We start from the raw sequence: 23433 nt of genomic DNA, 5'->3' as shown, positions 1-23433 counted from the left end.
AGACGAGATCGCTTCGTCGCTAGGCTTCTCGCGAAGACGTAAGCTACTGTCATTGCGAGGAAGCCTCAGGCTGACGCGGCAATCTCATTGATTTTAACCAGTTTATCAATAACCTGAACGGAGCTTTCGCTCCGCTTTTTTTGTTATTTCTGCCAACCAGTGGGGTTGTTTTTGTAGTATTCTTTCATTTTTTCGGGGTCGGGAGTCATGGTGTCCTTTCCGGGTGTCCAGCCTGCGGGGCAAACTTCACCGTGTTTGCGTACGAACTGGAGAGCGTCAAGGTTTCTGAGAATCTCAGTAACGTTTCTGCCTATGCCGAGGTCGTGGATCAGTTCAAACTGAACGTTGCCTTCGGGGTCGATGATGAAAGTTGCACGCAGAGCCATGCCGCCTTCAAGAAGAACGCCGTAGTCTGTTGCAATTGATTTTGTAAAGTCAGCAACAAGGGGATATGCGATATCGCCGAGACCGCCCTCTGTTCTGGGAGTGTTTACCCATGCAAGGTGGCTGAACTTGCTGTCGGTGGAAACGCCGATAACCTGTGCATCTCTTTTTGCAAATTCTGCGTTTGCATCGGAAAGTGCAGTGATCTCAGTGGGGCATACGAATGTGAAGTCCATGGGATAGAAGAAAAGAACTACCCATTTGCCTTTGTAGTCTTCAAGGCTTACATTTTTGAATTCTTTGTTGAGAACTGCTGCTTCAGAAAAAGCGGGTGCTTGTTTTGTTACAAGGCTCATTGTGATTTCCTCCGTTAATTTTAAGTTAGTGATAATTTTTATTAACAGTATTCTTTTTTTTCGGAGTTGTCAATATAAAAATGAGATTAAAATTGTCTCTTTAATGTCAGATAATTATAGTTCTTTCTGATATGTCGTGATTTCCTCTTCATCGAAGAAGAACATGAATCTGTTTAAAGACGAACGTTTTATAAGTTTGCCATCGGGCAGCAGCCGATAAACGGACTGTACGTTTATGTTCATTGAATCGCTTCTTCCCCTCTCAAAGACCCAGTTTTTCAGAACGATGGAATCGCCCGCACGGGTGAGTGAACAGCTTCCGATATTATTGATATCTACGCAGGAATAACTGCCGTCGGTTTTTTGCATGAATCTGTAGGTGGTTGTTGTCTGCGCTCCGGCGTCGTCAACAGTGGTTTCCTGCATGAAGATTGCGCCGTTTTCAGAGTAAGCTTTAAGTGTTGATTTGAACGTGTATTTTGCATTGCCGAAGATATCCAGACGCATACCGTCTCCATTGTATACGCCGCTGAAAACCTTTTCAGGGGTTGCATATGCGCCCGGCTGCATCGTCCCTTCCGCTGTCAGTGCGGTGACACAGCCAGTGAGCAGAGACATCATTGCTATCAATATAATAATATACTTCATGAGGTGATTATATTACTGACGCGGCGGATGTCAAAAGGAAATTAAAAGATAATAGGCTTCTGTCTTGAGTTCCTGACCTCTTCGAGGTGGCTGTCCCAGACAAGCTTGCTGATTACATTTTCGTTGCGCAGGGAAAGTTTATGGAATTTAACGCCTGCGATGCTGTCAGTAACCCACATTACGACACCTTCAAGGGGCTGGAGTTCATGCTTTGAACTCATGAAATATACGTCCTCACAGGTGAGGCATACCTGTTTTGTGAGGCAGTTTTTTGTGCGCATCTCGATGATGTCGCCGACCTTCAATATATTTTTCTGACCGAAACAGATTCCGCCCGCACTGATATCCAGTGATTTTGTGCGGAAACAGATATTTGCTGTTTCAGATTCGAGAGCATTGGGTCTTCTTACGTTTGTAACGCAAAAATCTATAGTGACACTGACCCTCATATGCTCGCGTCTGTTAACTACTTTTTCTGGTAGGAATGTCATGTTATCTCCTCTACCATTATCATCGTCATTTCTGATGATAAATCAAGGGAAAAATAACTTGAAATTGTTATTATATATGAAGCTTTTTTACATAATCTTCAAGTATCTGTTTATGGTCAAATGCTATATTCGCTGGGAGTTCCGTAAGCTTAAAAAACACTGCATTTTTTGCATCGTCACCCGCTTTCGGTGTCTGTGTTGAATCGGTGTAATACACAGCGGTTGCGGTGTGTCCTCTCTTATCCCTTTTCGGATCGGAATAGATTCCGAGCAGCTCAATTTTGTCTGCTTTAATTCCTGTTTCCTCAAAAAGTTCGCGGACGGCAGCGTCTTCAACCTTTTCGCCGTAATCTACGAATCCGCCTGGGATTGCCCAGCCGAAAGGCTCATTTTTCCGCTCGATAAGCAGAACTGAATCGCCGTTTCGCACTATTACGTCAGCAGTAAGCTTTGGGGTATAAAGGTAGTGTCCGCCGTATTTGAACTGAACGCTTCTGAACACGGTTTCGCAGTAAGGTGCTGAAAGCCCGTGTTTTTCAAGTGTTCTGATGACGGGACCGAGTATGCCGTCTATCTCAGGATTTTTAAGCCTTTCTATGTCCTGCAGCATGCTGGTTTTGTATTTTTCAAGCTGATCGCTGTATTCTATCTTTCTGCGCCATTCCTGTTCGGTTATGGTGACGCCTTCAAGCTTTGCCGCCGCGACCGTCTCTTTCACCATCTTTTCGATAAGCTCGAAAATCAGCGGATTTCTCATCATAGGACCGCATGTGCTTTCAAGGAGTGCCGAAAGTGGGTTGTAAGCCACGTTCCAGACAAGTTTGCTCCAGAGAGTATGCTTTATGTCAGGAGATATGTTCGAGAATATTTCACTCCTGTCAAATATCTCTTTTATTGGCTTTTCAAAACGTTTCGCACCTTCCGACCATGCGCCGAAGACACATTCGCCTGTACTTGTGTGGTTAACAGTTCCCGCAGGTTCAATCCATAAACCGACGAAAAGGCTTGCTCCGACAGTTCTATCTGCTCCGAAATGTTCTGCCAGAATGTTGGGGTTTTCCACGCCGTTCTGGAAAGACACGATACATCCGTCATCCGCCAGATTGTCCTTGAGCTGCCGACAGGTCTCTTCAGTATCCTGTGATTTGACGCAGAGGATTATCATGCCGTATCTGCCGTTTGCTTTTGCCACTGCTTTCACAGGAATCACAGGTTCTCCGTGTTTCCAGCTTTTCATTTTCAGAACGCCCGTTTCCTGCATGGCTTTCAGGTGTTTGCCTCTAGCCATCAGTTCAACGTCGTAGCCTGCCTTTGACATCAGTCCGCCGTAAAAGCTGCCGATGGCTCCGGCTCCCGCAATGAGTATCCTTTTATTTGTGAACAATTTGAAACTCCGTAGATTAAAATGAGACCACAGCGCCGCAGAAATTTCTTCCTGCGGCGCTGAAAGTCGTTCGTTTATTTAAATACTATTTCGGCTTCCGAAAGTTTTGCTTTCAGGTTTTTCCGCCTGCCGAGTTTGCTGTTAAGCAGAAGTTCGCTCAGCGGATCTTCTATGAGCGACTGGAGCATCCTTCTTATGGGTCTTGCGCCGTATGTGAAATCATAGTCCGCGCTTAAGATATGCTCTTTAACTTCGTCGTCTATCTCGATGGACTTGCCAATGTCTGCAAGACGTCTGTTAAGCTCGTTAACCTGAAGGTCGATGATTCTGAACAGTTCCTGTTTGCCCAGCGGTTTGAACACGATCACATTGTCCACCCTGTTGATGAATTCAGGCGGAAACTGATCTTTCAGTTCGCGGTTTGCGTTTGAGCTGAAAGCGCCGTAGTCTATTGTGTTCAACCTTTCGGCAGTTTCAAAGCCCATTGATTTTTTATTGAGGCTCAGTTTTGTGCCGAGGTTGGACGTCATTATCACTATTGTATTCTTGAAGTTGACCTTATGTCCGAGGCTGTCGGATATATGTCCGTCGTCAAGTATTTGCAGAAGCACGTTGAGAACTTCAGGGTGCGCTTTTTCAATCTCGTCGAAAAGAACGACGCTGTATGGTTTTCTGCGTACCAGCTCCGTAAGTTTTCCGCCCTCTTCATACCCGACGTATCCGGGGGGCGCACCTATCAGCTTTGAAGCGTTGAACCGCTCCATATATTCGCTCATATCTATGCGGACAAGGGCTGATTCGGAACCGAACACGATTTCCGCCAGTTTCTTCGCAACCTCTGTTTTGCCGACTCCCGTGGGACCCATAAATATGAATGAGCCAAGGGGTCTGTTGGGGTTTGAAAGCCCTGCGAAGCTGCGTTTCACTGCTTTTGCCAGTGCGTTTACTGCCTCGTCCTGTCCTACAACATGTTTCTTTATCTCTGTGTCGATGTTGGATATCCGCGCCAGATCGTCCTGCTGGAGTTTCTGAACAGGGATGCCGGTCATATGTGCCACAACTTCGCTGACATGCTCCACATGAAGCGTTGGCCAGTTGTCGTCAAGCTCTTTTGTCCAGCTTTTTTCCATCTCTGCGGCTTTTTTGGAGAAACGTTCAACATCCTTTGAAAATCTCTGGATATCGTCGTAATCCGAAGCCTTGAGCTTTTCGTCGCGGGTGGTTCTCGCCTCGTTCAGCTTTGCTTTCAGCTTAAGCAGTGCCTCCGGCACCTGACGCACGGCGAGTTTCAGTCTTGAGCAGGCTTCGTCCAGAACGTCTATGCTCTTGTCCGGCTGGAACTTGTCCGTAATGTATCTGTCGGTGAGCCTTGCTATCTCTTCCAGAACCTCGTGGCTGATGAGAACCTTGTGGAAGTCCTCGTAATATCTCTTGATACCGGCGAGAATCTCAACCGTAGCGATAACTGATGGCTGTTCCACGGGTATTGTCTGGAATCTTCTGTTGAGTGCGCCGTCCTTTTCAAAGTTCTTGCGGAACTCGTTCAGGGTTGTTGCGCCGATACACTGGAAAACACCCCTTGCAAGGGCGGGTTTAAGCATGTTCGATGCGTCGATGGAACCCTCTGCGGCTCCTGCGCCCACCATGGTGTGTATCTCGTCAATGAAGATTATTATATTTCCGTCAACCTCTATCTCTTTGATGAGGTTTTTCATTCTCTCTTCAAACTGACCGCGGTACTTCGTACCTGCAACAACGTTGCCAAGCTCAAGAGAGATGAGTCTCTTGTTGCGCAGAAAGTCGGGTATGTCGTCGGAGACCATGCGCAGTGCAAGCCCTTCGACTATGGCTGTTTTACCAACGCCCGGTTCGCCGATGATAACGGCGTTGTTCTTGATGCGTCTTCCGAGAATCTGGATAAGTCTTTCAATCTCTTTTCCGCGTCCGATGACGGGGTCAAGTTTCCCCTCCCTCGCCTGTGCGGTCATGTCTCTGCCGAACTCGTCTATGGTGGGGGTTGCCGCCTGTCCCTGCTTTTTGCTGTAGGTGCGGATAAGTCCCGCTATCTCGTCGCGCAGGGGGAGCAGTTCAAAGCCCAGCTTTGAAAGGAGCATGGAAGCTTTTCCCTTCTTCTCTTTCAGAAGACCAAGAAGGATATGCTCTGTGTTGACATATTTTGTGTTAAGAATCTTCGCTTCGTCCACTGCATAGTCCAAGACATTCTTGCCGGCTGGGCTGAAAGGGAGGCTGCCTTTTATCATAAGGTTGTGTCCCTTTTCGCTGACGCTTTTCACATCGTTCATCAGCATTGTGACGTCTATGCCCCTTTTGGTGAATATTTCGGCTGCTATGCCGGAACGTTCGCGCAGAAGTCCCATAAGGATATGCTCTGTGTCGATTGACGACTGCATAAGCCTTTCGGAAGCTTCTCTTGCAAACAGGATCACGCGTCTGGCTCTGTCGGTAAATAATTCAAACATATAAGTATCCCTTAATAAGATAAATCTATTATATTGCCTGCGGGTATGGTTTATCAAGGACAATCTCAATAAACTTGAATATATAACCCGACAGAAATACTCGCAATAAGAATTGAGTTGACACAAGAGTGCGTAATCATAATAATATTTTAAGTAGCTCATATAAGGAGTGTTTTATGAATCAAAAAAACCTTTTCGCAGTTACGCTTATCGCGGCGGACAGACCCGGGATAGTCGCGGCGGTGTCTAAGATATTCTACGAAAACAGCTTTAACATAGAGGATTCCAGCTCCACTCTTTTACAGGGGTTTTTCTCTGCAATATTTATCGTCAGCAAGGAAGGAGTTGATGCGGACAGCGTTAAAAAGATATTCGCTCCCCTTGAAAAGACCATGAACATTGACTTTAATGTGCAGGCGATGAGCGAGGCAGGAGTGAAACCTATCGGAGAACATTTCATCATCTCCGTTTACGGTTCCGACAAACCCGGAATCGTTAACAAGGTTGCCGAATACCTCGCAAACAGAGAAATAAACATCCTCGACCTCCAGACGAAGGTCGCCGGATCGGAAAAAAGTCCCATATATCTTATGGTGCTTGAGGTTATCATCGATCCCAAAATGATGGGTACAGGCTGGGAAGACGACCTGAAAAAAATATCCAGAGATATGGGTACCGACGTAAATATCAGACAGATAGAAACATACGAGTTTTAATATATGGCAGTCAGAGAAGTATTGAAATATCCCGATCCCCGCTTGAAGGAGATCGCGGAAGATGTCGTTGAGATAAACGATTATATAAAACAGGTCATCACAGACCTTTCAGACACTATGGAGGCAGCCGGACACTCCACAGGCATAGCAGCAACGCAGATAGGCGAGAACGTGCGCATAGTTGTTGCGGACGCTTCAAAGAACTCAAAGTGCGAGGTTAACCACGGCAGACTTGTTCTTATAAATCCGGAGGTTATCCAGTGGGAGGGCATGATACAGTTCCGCGAAGGCTGTATGAGCGTGCCGGATTACACCGGAAACGTTAACCGCGCGAAGAAGATACTTCTGCGCTATCAGGATGAGAATCTTGAACAGAAGGTTATCGAGGCTGAGGATTTCGAGGCGGTTCTTTTACAGCACGAGACAGACCACCTTGACGGTACGCTGTTCCTCGACAGGGTCATATCAAAACGTACCGACCTTTTCCGCAGAAAGAAATTCAAGTAGGTCATTCAGCGCTCAGTTCATAAGCCACCTGTTGTTTTGCCTGCGGCTGAATGCCTTTCTGCCCGCCGTTCACAGCGAACAGCACCAGAAACCCGAAGAATATCACAGCGGTTATGTGTATCGCATATCTGTCCATTTCTTCCTCCTATGGGTCTAATATAAAACAGCCAAGCGACAACTGCTGTCGTTAAGTTGGGAAAAAATTATATGTTCCTGCTGGGAATGAAATGACGAAGCAGTCTAAATTCAATAGCGTCATTTTTTGTCGTCATGGTATACTTTCTCATGAATAAACTTTATGTCGCACTGAACCTCATCAGACTTCTGAACGAAAACCGCACAGTGACCTCAACTCTTGTGGCGGATGATATGGGTATCAGTCTGCGCACGGCACAGCGCTACCTTCTGGAAATGAGCCATCTGCCTGGCGTCTGCTACGACGATGCCCGCCACTGCTGGTATATGACGGAAAAATACGGGCTTTCCGAAAGCTATCTGAAACAGGATGAACTTGCCGTTCTTTCGGGGCTTTTCGATTATGCAGAGAACATTCTGAACAACGATTTCTCACCCATCCTGCGGAAGATAAAGAAGAAGGTTATCTCTGCGTCGAACAGGGAGAGAGTCGTTCGTTTTCTGAAACAGGATTCAATAGAGTTTGATAAGATAGCCGACATCTTCGCCGAGATTGAAATTTTTATCATGAACCGTCAGGAGATCTCTTTTCTGTACAGCAAAAACGGCAAAAGCTATATCATTCAGCCGTACAGGATAATTTACGGAGACGGGTTCTGGTATCTGGCGGGCGGAAAGGGCGGAGAACTGCGCAAATTCAGCCTCGACCTTATGACAGATATTAAACCAACCGGAAAACTTTACGACGAAGTACCGGATGGTCTGGACAGCGCCATTGACGAGGCGAAAAGCATATTTTTTGATTCAGGACAAAAGGTTACTGTCGAGTGCATAATGAAACAGCCAATGTCCGATTATCTGCGGCGCAAACGTTTCTTCCCGAATCAGCAGATACTTGAAGAGAACGACGATATGAGCCTCCGGTTCAGTTTTAAGGTGGGTTCTGCGCTTGAATGTACGAAACTGTGCCTCGACTGGCTCCCTCATATCAAAATATTGTCACCTGATTCAATGCGGAATTATCTCGTCGGAGTTTTAAAGGAATCACTCGATTCTTACCATGCTTAATACTGTAATTTTGTAAATTGATCAACTTTCAATATTGCTGAAACCCGCTTCCAGTCAGTAAAATTTATCTTAAACACTTTAATTTCTCAAAACAATCATAATAAAAAATAAAAAATATTAAGATTTTTTCTCTGTTTATTCAATAAGCCATTGTTCAATATCCAACTATGGTTTTATAAGATAAAATTTACCCTATTATCAGCTTGTTAGTTAAACAGTATATTCAAGAATATACTGTTTATTAATTATTAAAAAGCGTTATTATCAAACGGTTGTTATGAGATTTAAAGAGTCTTTTAATCTTGACGTGTGTATTATGAGTGGTACTCTTTGGGCATGTATTTCATGTTAATTTTGTTAACGGAGGTTTTTTAATGGACGCAATAGCTCTGTCAAGACTCCAGTTTGCACTTACGGCAGGTTTTCACTGGATTTTTGTCCCGCTCACTCTGGGACTGATAATCCTTACTGCTTTTATGGAAACAATGTATGTGCGAACCGGAAATCAGCTTTATCTCAGAATGACAAAATTCTGGGGAAAATTGTTTCTCATCAACTTCGCAATAGGAGTTGTGACCGGTATAACCATGGAATTTCAGTTCGGAATGAACTGGGCGGAATACTCGAAATATGTGGGCGACATATTCGGGGCGCCATTGGCGATTGAGGCGACGGTGGCATTTTTCCTTGAGTCCACTTTCCTTGGAATCTGGATTTTCGGATGGAAAAAGATAAGCAAAAAAGCCCACCTCTTTGCCGTATGGATGGTGGCTCTCGGTTCAAACCTTTCCGCACTCTGGATTCTCATTGCAAATGCCTGGATGCAGCATCCAGTGGGGTATGTTCTTAATAACGGCAGAGCCGAAATGGTTGATTTCGGTGCGCTCATCTTCTCATCTTCTGCATGGGTGAAATTCTTCCATTCAATTTCTTCCGGCTGGGTAGTGGCTGCGTTTTTTGTAATGGGTGTCTCCGCGTACCACATACTCAGGAAGAATGAAGTTGAATTCTTTAAAAAGAGCCTTAAGTTCGGAGCAGTGTTCGGACTTGCGGCAACAATTTTTCTTGCTGTTCTGGGCGACAGCAGCGGTATTGATGTTGCGAAACACCAGCCTTCAAAATTCGCAGCGATGGAATCACTCTGGGAAACCCAGAATGGTGCGCCTTCATATCTGTTTGCTGTCCCGGACAGCTCAAATGAGAAGAACTCCCTGGAGTTCATCCCTGTTCCGAAAATGGCAAGCTTCCTTGCGTTTCACGATGTCAACGCAGAGGTTAAAGGTCTGAAAGAGTTCTCTCCCGACCTCAGACCTCCGGTGGGTCTGACATTTTTCAGTTTCCGTTTTATGATCTATCTTGGCGTAATTTTCATAGTTTTGTCCTGCATGGCTCTTTACTACTCAAATAAGGACACTATTGAGAACAAAACACTGCTTTTGAAAATACTGCTTTATTCCATCCCGCTGCCGTATATTGCCGGACAGCTCGGCTGGATAGTTGCAGAGGTTGGCAGACAGCCATGGATAGTATACGGGCTTATGAAGACTTCTGATGCAGTGTCTGTAAACCTTACACCCGGTCACGTTATCCTTTCCCTTGTGGGATTCGTGGGCTTCTACACACTGCTTGGCGTAATAGATATTTTCCTGCTTGTGAAATATTCTAAAAAAGGACCCGAAAGGGCATAGGGAGGCGAAAATGGGACTTGAAACATTACAAATTATCTGGTTCGCCCTCTGGGGACTGCTCTGGGCAGTATATTTTATGCTGGACGGTTTTGACTTCGGCGCGGGTTATTTAATGCCGTTTCTTGCGAAATCCGATACGGATAAACGCATTATAATAAACACACTGGGACCCGTGTGGGATGGCAACGAGGTCTGGCTTATCACTGCTGGCGGCGCGACGTTTGCGGCGTTCCCCACAACATACGCTTATATGTTCAGCTGGCTTTATCTGCCCCTTTTGGCAATTCTTTTTTGTCTGATATTCAGAGGAGTCGCTTTTGAGTTCAGAGGCAAAAAGGATTCTTACGGCTGGCAGAACGGATGGGATAAAGTGATTGCAGTGAGCAGTTTCCTTGCAGCGTTTCTGTTTGGTGTGGCTTTCGGCAACATTTTCAGAGGCATTCCAATCAATATGGTTGACGGACAGTTCGTTTATGAAGGGAATTTTTTCCTTCTGCTGAACCCATATGCAATTCTGACAGGAATCCTCTTTGTTCTTGTTTTTGCTTATCACGGTGCGCTGTGGCTTAACTGCAAAACGGAAGGGGAGCTTTCAGTGCGTGCGGCTAAAATGGCAAAAAAACTGTTCATCCCGCTTGTTGTTGTTGCGGTTCTCTTCCTTGCGATGACTTATTTCTCAACGCATCTATATGATAACTTCTTTAAAATGCCTGCGTTTTTTGCTGTCATTGTTCTTTGCGTCATTGCTCTGCTGGTTTCCGGTCTGTTCAAAGGGGTAAAGGCGTTTGCGCTTTCCTGTCTTGTGATAGTGCTGACAGTTTTTACAGGTATCATAGGGCTTTTCCCAAGTCTGATACCTTCAAGCATATCACCGGAGTTTTCCCTTACAGCTTTCAACACTTCTTCCAGCCTCTACACACTTAAAATCATGACAATCGTTGTTGCCATGTTTGTGCCAGTAGTGCTGGTATATCAGATATGGTCGTATTATATCTTCAGACACCCCGTTAAACCTGAGGATATAGCCGACCCTGACGTTGAGACCTACTGATTTGGATTGGGGGAGGCTTTGCCTCCCCCTAAAATTTTATCGGTTGACTAATCTGACGTGGCGGTACTAGTATAACCTATGACGGTTATTTTGCTGCTTATTGTCGGTTTTGTTACGGGTATCATAGGGGCGCTTCTGGGTATCGGCGGCGGTTCCATCATCGTTCCCATTCTGGTTCTTTTCTTCAACGTACCCATGCATTACGCTGTTGCGGCAGGGCTTATGACCATTGTCTCAACCAGTACTTCCGTTGTTCCTGTCAACATTATGAAGGGGTTCGTAAACCTTCGTTTCAGCATATTTCTTGAGACTCTCACAGTGCTTGCGGCTTTTGTCGGCGGGCTTATCGGCAACCATACGCCGGAACATCTGCTTGAGATCAGCTTCGGTGTTATACTGTTTCTGATTGCTCTGCTCTATGTCCGCGAGAGTTTTAAAAAATCCGATGCAATAACATACGAAACATCATACACCAACCGCTTTTCCGACTCTTATTACGATACGGAGAGGGGCGAAAATATAAAATATACTCCTGTGAAACTTCCCGTTGTTGCGCTTGTTTCTTCTTTTGCCGGATTTGCATCAGGATCGTTGGGTATCGGCGGCGGAGTTATCAAGGTTCCTGTCATGAACCTTGTTTCCAGACTTCCCATAAAGGTGTCCATCGCCACCAGCAACTACATGATAGGGCTGACAGCGGCTGCCGGAAGCATACCTTATCTCATATACGGCAAATCATCCCCCGTTACATCAATTACGATGGTTCTGGGGGTTATCTTCGGTTCAAGACTGGGTGCGTCCAAATTCCAGAAGGTAACTGATAAAAGGCTCAGAATAATGTTCGCGGCTGTGCTTGCGATAATCGCGGTTCAGATGTTTTATAAGGGGATACAATGACGGACGAAGTTCTTAAACGACGTATAGCAAAGATATATTCGTTTACCACCAGATCCAGCATTATTCTTGCGTCCGCTGTGATAATTCTCTCGCTGGTAACGAAATACATCTTTAAAACCGACCTCCCGCTTGATCATTACACGGCGCTGTTTACAGTGTTCTTTCTTATAGCAACCCCGTTCACAGGTATTCTGATTGCTTTTCTGTTCTACCTCAGCGAAAAAAACAGAGCCATGACCTTCTATTCAATTGCCATCATCTTTGTTCTCGTTATCAGCGTAATCCTTAAAATATCCTGATATCAACGGGTTTCAGATAAGTCGAAAAAAAATGTTGTGAAATTACTAACTAGTAATATATTCACTCTCATAGGAGATAAAAATGAGAACGAAACACACATACGGAGCAAAAGTAGACAGGGCAATGCGCACATGGGTAGACATTGCCAGAGCTTTTACAGCCGTACGCGCAAAAGAGAATTCTTTCATAGAGTCAAAGGGGCTTACCATACAGCAGTTTGGAGTTCTGGAAGCGCTTTATCATATGGGAGAACTTACCGTTGGCGAATTGACCAAGCTGGTTCTCAGCACTCCGGGGAATATGACAGTGGTGCTTAGAAACCTTAAACAGAAAGGGCTTATAGATACAAAACACCCTGAGACCGACAGGCGCGTGACCGTTGCGGCGATAACAGATGCGGGCAGCGCAGTCATATCGAACATATTTCCCGTTCATGCGAAGAACATGGAAGGGTATTTCGACTGCCTGACGGAAGATGAGCAGGAAACGCTTTCCGTTATCTTAAGGAAACTCAGGAAGGCGAACAGAAGAGGAGATTGATATGTCAATGAAGATACATCGTGCAAAAGACAGAGGAGTTGCTGACCACGGCTGGTTGAAATCCGCTTTCAGCTATAGCTTTGCTGAATATTTTGATCCTTCCAGAATGGGATTCGGTGTCCTGCGGGTGGTAAATGACGATATCATAGCACCGTCAACAGGTTTCCCCATGCACCCGCATAATAATATGGAGATAGTAACCATTGTTACGGAAGGTTCAGTGGCGCATAAAGATACGATGGGCAACGGAACAGTTATAAAAGCGGGTGAAGTGCAGAGAATGAGCGCCGGAAAAGGGCTTATGCATTCGGAATATAATCCTTCTGCCACGGAAACTCTGAAACTTTTTCAGATATGGATACGCACGCGCGACAAGGGTATCGAACCGGAGTATGACCAGAGAGAGTTTGAACTCGGAAAAAACAGGCTTGTGACATTGGTTTCAGGCGATGCGGCGGATGGAGGGCTTGTGTTCCGTCAGGACGCATGGATACACAGAGGCGTGTTCAGTAAAGGTCAGGATTTTGAATATGAACTGCGTAAAAAAGGCAACGGCGTGTTTCTGATGCCTGTGGAAGGTGTTATCGCCGTAGCGGGTGAAACTCTGAACAGGCGGGACGAGGCAACTTTTACTGCTTATGACACTGTTAAGTTTAAGGCGGAGACGGATGCCGATGTACTTCTGATGGAGGTACCGGATAAATAATCTCAGACGGCTCTTTCGAGCCGTCTTTTTTCTATATATCCATGGCTGCAGGCGGCAGAAACTGTCTGGCATATTTTACATGTATGCCGGATTCCATCAACAGGTGGTAAAGGTTTTCGTCGATATGACCGTCGCGTACCATATATCCCATTATCTCAATTGCGCGGCTCAGTGTTCCGGGACCTTTATATGGTCTGTCCTCCGCAGTGAGCGCCTCGAAAATATCCGCGATTGCGATTATCCTTGCTTTCATGGGGATTTCGTCTCCCTTCATGTGATACGGATATCCGGTTCCGTTGAGCTTTTCGTGGTGCAGCCCTGCTATGTTTATGACATCGGACATATTTTCAGGAAATTTTATTTCACGCAGCATCATGACGGTTTTAACGACGTGATCCTCGATAATCTGTCTTTCTGCGGCTGTAAGGGTGCCTCTGGCTATGGAGAGTTTTTCAATTTCGTCGGCGTTTAGCAGCGGAATACTGCTTCTGTCGGCAAGTTTCACCTGAATACTGCCCAAATCCGACAGCCAGGCTTTTATGCTTGCGTCAAGATATTCGCCGCCTTTGTTGAGGCTTTCCAGCGTTTTCATATGTAATTCTGCTTTTTCAAGCCGCTCGGAAAGCTCCTTAGTGTCTTTCAGTTCACCCTTCTGCTGCCTGTATTCTTCCAGAATAAGGTTAAGTTTATACAGTTCCATTTTCAGCCTGATAATATCTATGCCGTTTATGATGCCTTCCAGTTTAAGAGATTTGTCCATCACCCATTCGGGGGTGCTGATCTTTCCGCAGTCGTGCAGAAGTGCCGCGACCCTAAGTTCGTTTATTTCGTCTTCCGTGACGTTGAAATCGGCAAAAATACCTTTCTGCATTTCGTTTGCAGCGCATAAAAGCTCACTGGCTATCCATGGGACGCGTTTACAGTGTCCCGCCGTGTATGGTGATTTTGCGTCGATGGCAGTAGCGATGGCGTTGAGGAACGAGTCGAAAAGCATCTTTTGCTCATCAAACATTATAGCGTTGTGCAGGGCTGTTGCAGCTGCGGGGCTGATGGTTTCCATCCTCTTTTTGTCGGACGACAAATAGAAATCGCCCTCCGGTGCGGCTGTCAGCATATACCCCATATAGGATGTGCCGTCTGTGAGCGGAACAACCATAACGGATTTGTAATAATAGTTTTTTCCACCGGCAGATATAAACAGTCCGAAGTCGTTGACAATCTGCACCTTTTCCATGTTGGCAAAGATCATACATGTGCCGGATTCTATAAAGGAACTGAATATTCTGTCGGAATCATCTCCTCTGCCGGCAAGAAGGCTGTATGTCCTGGAGTTCTTGTCAAATCCAAGGACTGCACCGACTTTTCCGCCCTCGTATGAAAGCCCTGTTTCGTCAAGAAGGACGGAGCCTATACCGGACGGTTTCAGTTCGCGGTTAAGCCTGTCTGCCGTGCGCTGGAGCATGGCAAGCTCTCTGTATGCGGAAAGGGTCTCAGTGGAGACAGCTCTTCGCGCGTGCTCGCTTTCAATCATTGAGCTGAGCGAACAGGCGAGTGCATCTGCCATATTTTCGCACAAAGATTCACTTTCTCTTCCGGAATAAACAAAGAGAGTGCCCAGACGGTCTCTGTTTATTTCTAAAGAGCGCATGACCGAAAATTCCCTTTCGGGGTTATCCGGATACTGACAAAGCACGCTGCTGCCTGAACTTATGCGAAACCCCAGAACGTTTCCCGTCGCCTTGGAAAAGGCGCAGAGCATGGATTTTGCCTGCTGAGAGCGCAGAAGTTTCTTCAGCAGGTTAAAGTTATCAGGCGAGCCCAAGGAGTTTTCCCGCGAGTTCAAGTACCTCGTCAGGGTCGAACGGTTTGGTCATAAAGTAGTCGGCGCCGTTGCCGACACCCTTTTCCCTATCTGTTTCCTGACCCTTGGCAGTGAGCATTATTATCAGCGTTTGCTGAAGCTCGCTGTTGGATTTTACAGCTTTACAGACTTCGTATCCGTTCATTTCGGGCATCATAACATCGAGAAAAACAAGATCCGGGCGTACGGAGGCGATCATGTTCAGTCCGTTTCTCCCGTCAGACGCCTGATGAATTTCAACCTCTATATTGTGGAGAAATTCAATGTCTTCAAGCGTTTGCTCAAGGAGTGAGCGGATGTGAACTTCATCGTCCACAATCAGAATACGTTTCATTTTCTAAACCTCACTGTTTGTGCGGCAGGATGAGCAGTTGAATACTTTCGTAAGTGCTTATCCTTTGCAGGTCAACGTAGTCCATCATATCGGCGGGAATCACCACCAGACCCTTATAACCGTTCTCCAGTTTTGCTGTGAGATCGTGCGGCTGGCACATCTCGGCATTTTTAGGAGAGATGGACGGAATTTCGACACTGCGTTCGCAGTCCTGCCTGCAAATAATCAGGCAGGCATGGCAATCTTTCAGTTTTTCTTTATTTATCAGCATAAAAACGCTGTCAATCAGTCTCTGTTCGTTTAACGGTTTATCAAAAACAACGTCCCCGTTGGCGGCAAAGCTGTCGTTGAATGCGGAAAGAACCACAATCGGGATATCTTTGAGCTTTTCGTCCTGTTTCATATAGTCAATTGCGGTTTTGCCGTCCATAACAGGCATCGCGATGTCCATTGTTATAAGGTCGGGATCGAACTTTTTCGCCATATCAATTGCGGTTTTTCCGTTGTCGGCGGTTGCCACACGGAAGCCGTATGATGTGAAGAACTGTGTCAGAAGCGAGCGTATCGCCATTTCATCGTCAACCACGAGAATCAGCTTGCCGTCGGCGTTTTCCGTGGTTTCAGCCATTCCGGTTTCCTGCACCATTGCGGGCAGGGTAAAGCTGAACGTGCTGCCCTGATTAAGGGCGGAACGTGCCCATATCTTTCCGCCGAAGCGGGTTATTATTTCATGTGAAATTGAAAGTCCGAGTCCTGTTCCTGTCGGCTTTTCCTCAAGGGTGTCGCCGTGGCAGACCTGACGAAACTTATCGAACACCGCTTCTGCTTCCTCCTGGGGGAAACCGCAACCTGTGTCTGTTACGTCCACCTGAACGAATCCGCTTCCGGTTTCAAAAGCGTGGACTGTTACGCTGCCCTTTTTGGTAAATTTCGATGCGTTGTTCAGCAGGTTGACTGTAACCTGCACAAAGCGGTCATAGTCACCGAAAACATAAGGCAGTGCTTCCGGTATGTCCGTAATAAGCTCTATCTCCGGTTTGTCATCAAACTGTCCCTTGGCGGCGTTGACAGCATGGCGGAGCATTTCGGACATATTTACCGCTTCCTCGCGCCAATGTGTTTTCTGTGATTCTATCTTTGAGAGGTCGAGAACGTCGTTTATCAGTCTTGTAAGCCTTTCGGTTTCGCTGAGAATTATGGACAGGTTTTCCTTTATTTTCTCTGATTTTGCCGCAAGTGCTGGGTTTTCTCCGGTGAGAGGAACGAAGTACCTCTCAAAGTCTTTGCCGATGAGTTTAGAGAACCCGCGTATGGAAGTCAGCGGTGTTCTTAACTCGTGGGAGACTGACGAAAGGAAATCGGATTTCAGTTTGTCCAGCTTCTGCAGCCTTTCGTTCGCTTCCGATATTTCTTTGTAAGCTCTCTGAAGCTCATTTTCTGCGTGCTTCAGTGTGGATATATCCATTGCCACCGACAGACAGCCGACGATATTTCCGTTCTCTTTTATGGGGGTTATGGCAAAGCTGACCGGGAATCGGCTGCCGTTTCTGCGGCAGAACACTCCTTCGTTTATCTGAGAGGATATCTGCGAAATGACCTCAGCGTGTTTTTCTCTGTCGGACATGAGCGTTTCGGTATTCGCCATGAGAGTTACGCAGTTGTTCAGCAGATCCTTGTTGTCGAAAATATCGAAAAAACTCATCTGGCGGGCTTCTTTTTCGGTATAGCCAAGCATAAACTCGGCACCGCGGTTAAATAGAATGATCTGTCCGTCAAGGTCTGTGGCGATGATGGATATCTGCATTGCGGCATCCATCACAGCTTTCAGAAAACCGCTTGCAGACTCGAATTTCTGCATGAGCGATTCCGCTTTTTCAAACTGTTCTATTACCAGTCTGGTGGTAATCTCCGCCGCCTCGTGTGAAACACGAACCTCAGAGCGCAGCAGGCTGTTTTCAGACATAAGTTTTTCGACTATTCTGCCGTCTATCATACTGTTTCTGATACTCTCCATATCCTGATATTCCATAAATGGCCGTCCCGGCTGATCTTTTCGTCAACCTGTTTTAGCATATGAATATCTTTTTCCCGCTGTCCAGCCTGTGTACGGCACAGACAAGGCAGGGGTCGAACGACCGTATAATGTGTCCTATCTCAATAGGATTATCGGTATCCGCAACTCTTATTCCCTCAAGCGCCTTTTCCCACGCTCCCGGCATACCCGCGTCGTCCCGCGGCGAACCGTTCCATGCTGTGGGGGTTATTATCTGATATTTCATAATTGTTTTGTCTTCAACAATTATCCAGTGACCCAAAGCGCCCCGTGCGGCATCGGTAAGCCCCATGCCACGTCCGTTTTTTATCTCACCGTAGGGGATGTAAAACTGCGAACTGCCTAGCAGTTTTGCCATTTCATCTATCCATGCCAAAGCTTTCGGGAAGAGTTTTGCCGGACGTGCCAGTCTTGCCATCTGCCTTGTGAGAGCTGATGAACCTTCGGTTTTTATCAGTTCTGTAAAGAGCGGGATGCCGTTTATTACCATCTGTGCCAGAGGTCCGGTTTCAACAGGTTTGTCGTTATACCTTGGCGCTTTGACCCATGAGTATTTTTTGCCGTCCTCTCCGCTCGCTTCCGGTTCCGTCATACCGTCGAAAGGATGTTTTGCCCCTTCATATCCGTTGAACCATGAGTGGGATATTGCCTCGGCAATGTAGCTCTGGTCGAACTCCGTGACGTTCGTTCCCTCTGCATATCCGCTGCGTATAAGCTTCTCGCGTCCATGGCGGGGACTGACATCAGAGTCGGAGGGTATGTCGAAAGCTCCGTATGAAAGGAAATTTCCGTAGCTGTTGCCGATAGTATCAAGACCGATGCTTCTGCCGAACCTGATTAAAAATCCCATATCGCTTTCGCTGTGCTCCTGCGATGATGAGAGCCATTCGTCAAGCTCCTGTTTGGTGCTTATATTATTGAAGCGTTCGACGCTGCATCCGAGTATCTGTTCCTCGTATGACTTCATGCATCTGACTATAAGGTGTCTGCATTGTACTATATCGTGGATTGTCGGGATGTTTGTTACGCCGCCCGGCACCATGAAAGAGGTGTGGGGCCACTGACCGCCTAGTATGGCGATTATCTCAACGATTGTTGCAGTGTTTTTAACGGCGGAAACGCATCTTGCACCGCGAAGGGGTGAGTATCGTTTCACAGCTTCAATATAGAGCGGGTTTGATGAATAAGCCTGATTAACAAAATCCGGCATGAACATCAGCACGGACTGGCGTATATCGCTCTGGATCATCTCCATCATACCTGTGATGTTCTTTATGCGCAGTGCGTTGTCGGGTGGTGTGGTTTTGCAGAGGTTGTCCAGTGCTGCTGATGCCGCCGCAAGGTGTGACAGACTGCATATCCCGCATATCCGCGGGGTTATGACAAGTCCGTCCAGAGCACCGCGTCCTCTCATTATCTTTTCAAAGCCTCTGTACAGGGTGCCGACACTGCGGGCTTGCGTAACTGTATCATTTTCAAAATCTATCTGCAAAGTGAGGTCGCCCTCGACTCTGTTGACGGGGAAACTGCAAGATATCTTTGCCATGGCAGACTCCTATATTCTTGTCTGACGTTTTTTGAGTCTTAAAGGTGCCGCCGCAGCCGCCATGCCTTTGTAAGCCATGTACTGTGCGCGGCTGATGCCGTTTGGCAGTGCTATCGGGATACCTTCGATATTTTTTGTGTCAAAGAAGGGGTATTCCTGAGGAAAGTCCGGATTGTTGCATCCGAAGCAGGGTACGCCGACTCTGGGTTTGGAAGAGCGTTTGCTCCAGAGAAGTTTATTGCATGAACCGCCTGTAAGCGGACCGTGACAGCCGAGGTGGAAAAACAGACAGCCCTTCTCACCGAAATCGTTCTCCTCAACGCGGTATTCGTGATATTCGTTTCGGGTGCAGCCCTGATGCACCATCATGCCGTACCATGCCAGCGGGCGGTTGTATTCGTCCAGTTCAATTTCTATGCCGCTGTTGAGCATCGCGAGTATGCTGGTGAATATTTCAGGGTGGCAGGGGCAGCCGGGCAGGTTGATGACCGGCAGACCGCCTCCGGAAACGTAGTCCGCACCGAGCAGACCGCCTTTTTCCTTGCGGGTGAACTGTATGCCTGTCGCCTGCGTTTCCGATCCGACGCCTATTCCGCCGAAAGACGCGCAGGTGCCGAGAGCTATTATATACTGTGCCCTCTTAGACAGGGCGACTAGAATATTCTTTTTCGGAACGCCGAATTTGAGATCGAACATACCCGTGCTGGCGGGTCCTTTCAGAATGTTGCCCTCAACCACCAGAATGTCCAGTGGGATTGTACCGTCCTGAAGGGATTCCAGCAGTTCGTGCTGTTCCTTATGCGACTTAATTGATAGGGAAGGGTGATAAAGAGGGTTGATTTCCAGATCAACGAAAATGTCAACCAGATTGGGCTTATCCAGGTTAAGCAGAGATACACTGTCGCCATCACAGCCGCCGCAATGCAGCCAGTAGACGTTTTTCATAGGTTTCTCCAATAAGAAAATAAACGAATAACAATATGCAGGTAAAAGAGCATATTTCATAAAGGATATCAAATATCGATATAAGGTGTCAATTATTCTTGCGTTAATACTCAGTTATTATTTGTGCTGTGTATCTCGTTTATAAATATGGAAAATATGTATTAATTCCGTACATATGTCATTTTAACTACCCGAAAGGGTAGGGTTATTTTTGACCTAAGCTCATTCGGGATCTTTGTATCGCTCTTTTATAAGCTTTATTTTTTCATAGGCGCTTAAAAGAGCGTCAACTGTTTTCGGGTCGAACATTTTTCCGCGGTTATCGTTTATGAATTTCAGAACGTCTTCCTCCTGCCAGGCTTCTTTATAGACGCGTTTGCTGCCGAGGGCGTCGTAAACGTCAGCGAGACAGACTATGCGAGCTGCCGGATGTATATTCTCTCCTTCTATGCCCCTTGGGTATCCGCTGCCGTCCCAGTATTCGTGGTGGTCGCGGGCTATCACCGCACTTGTCTGCAAAAGAGGGCGTGAGGAGTTTTTCAGCATGTTGTATCCTATCTCCGTGTGGGTGCGCATTATGCTCATTTCGTCGTGGGTGAGCCTGTCGGGTTTCAGAAGAATCGAATCCGAGATGCCTATCTTGCCTATGTCGTGCATAGGAGACGCCATCTTGAAAAGTTGGGCGTCCTCTTCTGAAAAACCCATTTCAAGTGCTATCGTAAAGGTGTATTCCGATACACGTTTGACGTGGTATGCCGTCTCTTTGGAGCGGCTCTCCACAACCTCTCCGAGGTGGTGGATGATGTCGATCTGGGTTTCCTGTATCTCTTTGTTGAGTATTACGTTATCAAAGGCTATGCCGGCGTTGTGGTTGAAAATTGTGAGCAGGTTCTCAATCTCCGGACCGAGATCTTTTGAGCAGTCTTCGATGAACAGCAGGTGTATCTTATCCTTCATGGTCGGAAAATAGCCGACGTAATGACTGTCTATAAATCCGCTTTTCTCTTTTGTAACAGCCTGTTTCAGGTAAGGCACTATTTCTGTAGGTATAGGGGTGCAGGTATCTACGGTTGCTCCCAGGCATTGGGTGAACCTTCCTGTGGCAGCGATAATGCGGAAATCGCTGTCTCCGGTGCGCGCGGCTGTGAAACCTGAAGTGCTGACATAATATGAATTTTCAAGTCCCAGAATAGACACAACCTGCGTAAGTACGCCCTGCGCGAGCTGTTCAACATTCTGGCGCTGGAAAAGGTTCGCTGTGGAGTTGATTATCTGTTTCAGACCCTCGCTGTTTCGGTTTATTATGCGCAGGTCGCGGTATGACCTGAGTGCTGAGAACATTGTTGTATAAAGCTGCTGGCTGGTGAGTTCCGCTTTGTTCTTGTAATCGTTGATGTCATATTCGGCTATAACCTTTTTTTCGGGTGCTTCGCCTGGCTGTCCTGTGCGCAGTATTATTCTGCTGAACCTGTTGCCCATTTCGCCCCGTATTATCTTCGCAAGATTAAGTCCCGCTATGTTGCTTTCCATCACCACGTCAAGGAGGATAACCGCGAAATCCTTGACCTGATTCATTATGTCTATGGCTTCTTTTGCGGAATACGCGCTGTAGAATTTAAGTTTTTTATCCTCGAAAACAAAATCGTCCAAAACCATCTTAGTTGTTGTATGGATGTCCGGTTCGTCATCAACGATAAGTACTTTCCAGAATTCTTCCGCGTGGCTTGTCATCGGGCTGTCAAAATCGTCTTCCGGTGCAAAAATAATGTTCTCGCCGCTGTCAGTCATTGCGTTCTCCCTTCACAGGCACGGTTATTTTGAATGTGGTTCCCTGCCCTGGTTTGCTCTGTATACTTATGGTTCCGTTCAGCTTTCTGCTGATCAGGTTATAAACTATGTTCATACCCAGACCAGACCCGCCTGCGTTCCGTTTTGTTGTGTAGAATGGTTCGTATATACGGGCAAGCTGTTCTTCGTTCATGCCGACCCCGTTGTCCGAATAGGTCAGTATCAGGTTTGTGCCTTCCATTTCCCCTTTGATTTCAATTATCCCGTTCTCAATTTCGTCAAATCCGTGCATGAGGCTGTTGATTATCAGATTGGAGAATATCTGCATCAGAGCGCCTGGGTATGATTCTATTATAAGATCTTCAGGTACATCAAGGTAGACATTATGTCCGCTATTTTTAAGTTTTGGACTTAAACTTTGCAAAATATCGTTCAGATAGTTTTTAACACTGAATTTTCTGGGGAGTTCGCTGGACTGATCCACTGCCACCTGTTTAAAACTGCGGACGAGGCTTCCCGCCCTGAGCAGGTTGGTGGAAATGTTGTGGAGAGACTGTTCCGCCGTTTCAAAAAATTTGTCCAGATCGCTCTTTTTCATCTGACCGGAGTTATATGCCATTATCAGTGCTTTCAGTTTGTCTTCAAGATACGTTGCTGTTGTTACGCCTATACCCACCGGAGTATTTATCTCGTGGGCAACTCCTGCCACCAGATTTCCCAACGATGCCATTTTTTCCGCCTCTATAAGCTGGTTCTGGGTGCGTTTCAGATTTTCCAGCGATTCTTGAAGGTCTTTCGTTCGTGCGGAAACCCTGTCTTCCAACTTGCTGTTAAGGTTTTCCAGTTCTTTTTCACGCATAAGAAGCGCTTCGTTCGTGTGAACGCCGGACATTATGGTGTAGCCTGAGAGGATGAGGATAAAGAAGAAAATTGAGATTGTATAAAAAATTAGCTTTGCAACCTGAGATGCCGCCTCACGTTTTATGTCGTCTATGTATATTCCCGTGCCGACGATCCATTGCCATTCAGGAAATGCTTTTACGTATGATATTTTCGGTATTATTGTGCCGGAATCGTCCTTCCATTGCCACATATAATCAACGAATCCTTCTCCGTCGGTTTTGACCGCATGAACCATTTCGTTGAAAACATGCTTCCCTTTCGGATCGGCAAAATCATCCAGCATCTTTCCGTCCAGATCTGTCCGGTAAGGGTGCATGACCATGCGCGGTTCGTAATTGGTTATCCAGAAATAATCCTTTCTTTCCGGTCCGAACTTCATAGCGCCGATTATTGCCGCCGCCTGTTTTTTCGCTTCTTTTTCAGTTATCTTACCCTGCTGAGAGAGCTTATACTGGTAGGATATGACATCAATAGCAGTCTGCGTCAGATCGTATATCTGGGATTTTTTTTGCTCAAGAAGACGTTTTTCGACGTCTGGAATGTGGATTCCGAAGATTATGAAAACAAACAGGGCTACTGAGATTCCTATAGGGAGTACGACTTTGACCCAGACGGGAATATTTGTTTTCATAATTGTCACCGCAACAGAATA

Annotated in this window: 22 protein-coding genes; 9 read left to right on the top strand and 13 right to left on the bottom strand. The window is 46.4% G+C overall.

Annotated elements, in window-relative coordinates; translation table 11 throughout:
* Positions 1-143: 143 nt before the first annotated feature.
* The 5 genes from LRY47_RS11560 to LRY47_RS11540 form a co-directional block, all read right to left on the bottom strand.
* Positions 144-740: a peroxiredoxin gene (locus tag LRY47_RS11560; protein ID WP_295225574.1), complete on the bottom strand. Its 597-nt coding sequence runs from the start codon at positions 738-740 to the stop codon at positions 144-146.
* Between the two features lie 114 nt (positions 741-854).
* Positions 855-1388: a DUF3833 family protein gene (locus LRY47_RS11555; RefSeq protein WP_295225572.1), complete on the bottom strand. Its 534-nt coding sequence runs from the start codon at positions 1386-1388 to the stop codon at positions 855-857.
* A 41-nt stretch (positions 1389-1429) separates the two neighbouring features.
* On the bottom strand, positions 1430-1879 hold the full coding sequence (locus LRY47_RS11550; protein WP_295225569.1) for a PilZ domain-containing protein: 450 nt from the start codon (positions 1877-1879) through the stop codon (positions 1430-1432).
* Positions 1880-1949: 70 nt separating this feature from the next.
* A complete protein-coding gene (locus LRY47_RS11545; protein WP_295225567.1) occupies positions 1950-3263 on the bottom strand; it encodes a 2-dehydropantoate 2-reductase in 1314 nt (437 codons plus the stop codon).
* Between the two features lie 74 nt (positions 3264-3337).
* Entirely contained in the window at positions 3338-5743 is a 2406-nt protein-coding gene (locus LRY47_RS11540) for an ATP-dependent Clp protease ATP-binding subunit (RefSeq protein WP_295225565.1), read from the bottom strand.
* A gap of 176 nt (positions 5744-5919) precedes the next feature.
* On the opposite strand from LRY47_RS11540, the gene LRY47_RS11535 reads away from it, so the two are divergent.
* Both LRY47_RS11535 and def read left to right on the top strand, forming a co-directional pair.
* Complete coding sequence (locus LRY47_RS11535) at positions 5920-6459, top strand: ACT domain-containing protein (protein WP_295225563.1); 540 nt, start codon at positions 5920-5922, stop codon at positions 6457-6459.
* A 3-nt stretch (positions 6460-6462) separates the two neighbouring features.
* Positions 6463-6966, top strand: a complete 504-nt coding sequence (gene def, locus LRY47_RS11530; RefSeq protein WP_295225561.1) for a peptide deformylase — start codon at positions 6463-6465, stop codon at positions 6964-6966.
* A 1-nt stretch (position 6967) separates the two neighbouring features.
* Here the strand turns inward: def and LRY47_RS11525 are convergent, their stop codons facing one another.
* Positions 6968-7102 carry a hypothetical protein gene (locus tag LRY47_RS11525; RefSeq protein WP_295225559.1) on the bottom strand — a complete coding sequence of 45 codons (135 nt, stop codon included), beginning with the start codon at positions 7100-7102 and terminating at the stop codon, positions 6968-6970.
* A 149-nt stretch (positions 7103-7251) separates the two neighbouring features.
* Between LRY47_RS11525 and LRY47_RS11520 the strand changes: the two genes are divergently transcribed.
* From LRY47_RS11520 to LRY47_RS11490, 7 genes are all read left to right on the top strand, one after another.
* The gene (locus tag LRY47_RS11520) at positions 7252-8169 is read left to right on the top strand and encodes a WYL domain-containing protein (RefSeq protein WP_295225556.1); all 918 of its coding nucleotides are present in this window, start codon (positions 7252-7254) and stop codon (positions 8167-8169) included.
* A 374-nt stretch (positions 8170-8543) separates the two neighbouring features.
* A complete protein-coding gene (locus LRY47_RS11515; RefSeq protein ID WP_295225553.1) occupies positions 8544-9857 on the top strand; it encodes a cytochrome ubiquinol oxidase subunit I in 1314 nt (437 codons plus the stop codon).
* A gap of 10 nt (positions 9858-9867) precedes the next feature.
* On the top strand, positions 9868-10908 hold the full coding sequence (gene cydB, locus LRY47_RS11510; protein ID WP_295225551.1) for a cytochrome d ubiquinol oxidase subunit II: 1041 nt from the start codon (positions 9868-9870) through the stop codon (positions 10906-10908).
* 78 nt (positions 10909-10986) lie between these two features.
* Positions 10987-11805: a sulfite exporter TauE/SafE family protein gene (locus LRY47_RS11505; protein ID WP_295225549.1), complete on the top strand. Its 819-nt coding sequence runs from the start codon at positions 10987-10989 to the stop codon at positions 11803-11805.
* Positions 11802-12104 (top strand): hypothetical protein, encoded by a 303-nt coding sequence (locus LRY47_RS11500; protein WP_295225548.1) that lies wholly within the window; start codon positions 11802-11804, stop codon positions 12102-12104. Before LRY47_RS11505 ends, LRY47_RS11500 begins: the two co-directional genes overlap by 4 nt.
* 82 nt (positions 12105-12186) lie before the next feature.
* On the top strand, positions 12187-12645 hold the full coding sequence (locus LRY47_RS11495; protein WP_295225546.1) for a MarR family winged helix-turn-helix transcriptional regulator: 459 nt from the start codon (positions 12187-12189) through the stop codon (positions 12643-12645).
* A 1-nt stretch (position 12646) separates the two neighbouring features.
* Positions 12647-13351, top strand: coding sequence for a pirin family protein (locus tag LRY47_RS11490; RefSeq protein WP_295225543.1), 705 nt, complete (start codon positions 12647-12649; stop codon positions 13349-13351).
* Between the two features lie 31 nt (positions 13352-13382).
* Here the strand turns inward: LRY47_RS11490 and LRY47_RS11485 are convergent, their stop codons facing one another.
* From LRY47_RS11485 to LRY47_RS11455, 7 genes are all read right to left on the bottom strand, one after another.
* Positions 13383-15173 carry an HD domain-containing phosphohydrolase gene (locus LRY47_RS11485; protein ID WP_295225540.1) on the bottom strand — a complete coding sequence of 597 codons (1791 nt, stop codon included), beginning with the start codon at positions 15171-15173 and terminating at the stop codon, positions 13383-13385.
* Positions 15160-15546 (bottom strand): response regulator, encoded by a 387-nt coding sequence (locus LRY47_RS11480; protein WP_295225538.1) that lies wholly within the window; start codon positions 15544-15546, stop codon positions 15160-15162. The genes LRY47_RS11485 and LRY47_RS11480 overlap by 14 nt, the downstream gene beginning before the upstream one ends.
* A gap of 10 nt (positions 15547-15556) precedes the next feature.
* Complete coding sequence (locus tag LRY47_RS11475) at positions 15557-17575, bottom strand: ATP-binding protein (RefSeq protein WP_295225536.1); 2019 nt, start codon at positions 17573-17575, stop codon at positions 15557-15559.
* Positions 17576-17612: 37 nt separating this feature from the next.
* Entirely contained in the window at positions 17613-19145 is a 1533-nt protein-coding gene (locus LRY47_RS11470; protein WP_295225534.1) for a nickel-dependent hydrogenase large subunit, read from the bottom strand.
* Between the two features lie 9 nt (positions 19146-19154).
* The gene (locus LRY47_RS11465) at positions 19155-20090 is read right to left on the bottom strand and encodes a hypothetical protein (RefSeq protein WP_295225532.1); all 936 of its coding nucleotides are present in this window, start codon (positions 20088-20090) and stop codon (positions 19155-19157) included.
* A gap of 222 nt (positions 20091-20312) precedes the next feature.
* Positions 20313-21878 (bottom strand): response regulator, encoded by a 1566-nt coding sequence (locus LRY47_RS11460; protein ID WP_295225530.1) that lies wholly within the window; start codon positions 21876-21878, stop codon positions 20313-20315.
* Entirely contained in the window at positions 21871-23412 is a 1542-nt protein-coding gene (locus tag LRY47_RS11455; protein WP_295225528.1) for a cache domain-containing protein, read from the bottom strand. Before LRY47_RS11455 ends, LRY47_RS11460 begins: the two co-directional genes overlap by 8 nt.
* Positions 23413-23433: the final 21 nt, after the last annotated feature.

Origin of the sequence: Seleniivibrio sp., from assembly GCF_021209385.1 — a bacterium.
In the GTDB taxonomy this organism is placed as follows: domain Bacteria; phylum Chrysiogenota; class Deferribacteres; order Deferribacterales; family Geovibrionaceae; genus Seleniivibrio.
This window is presented reverse-complemented; position numbering and strand designations above follow the sequence as displayed.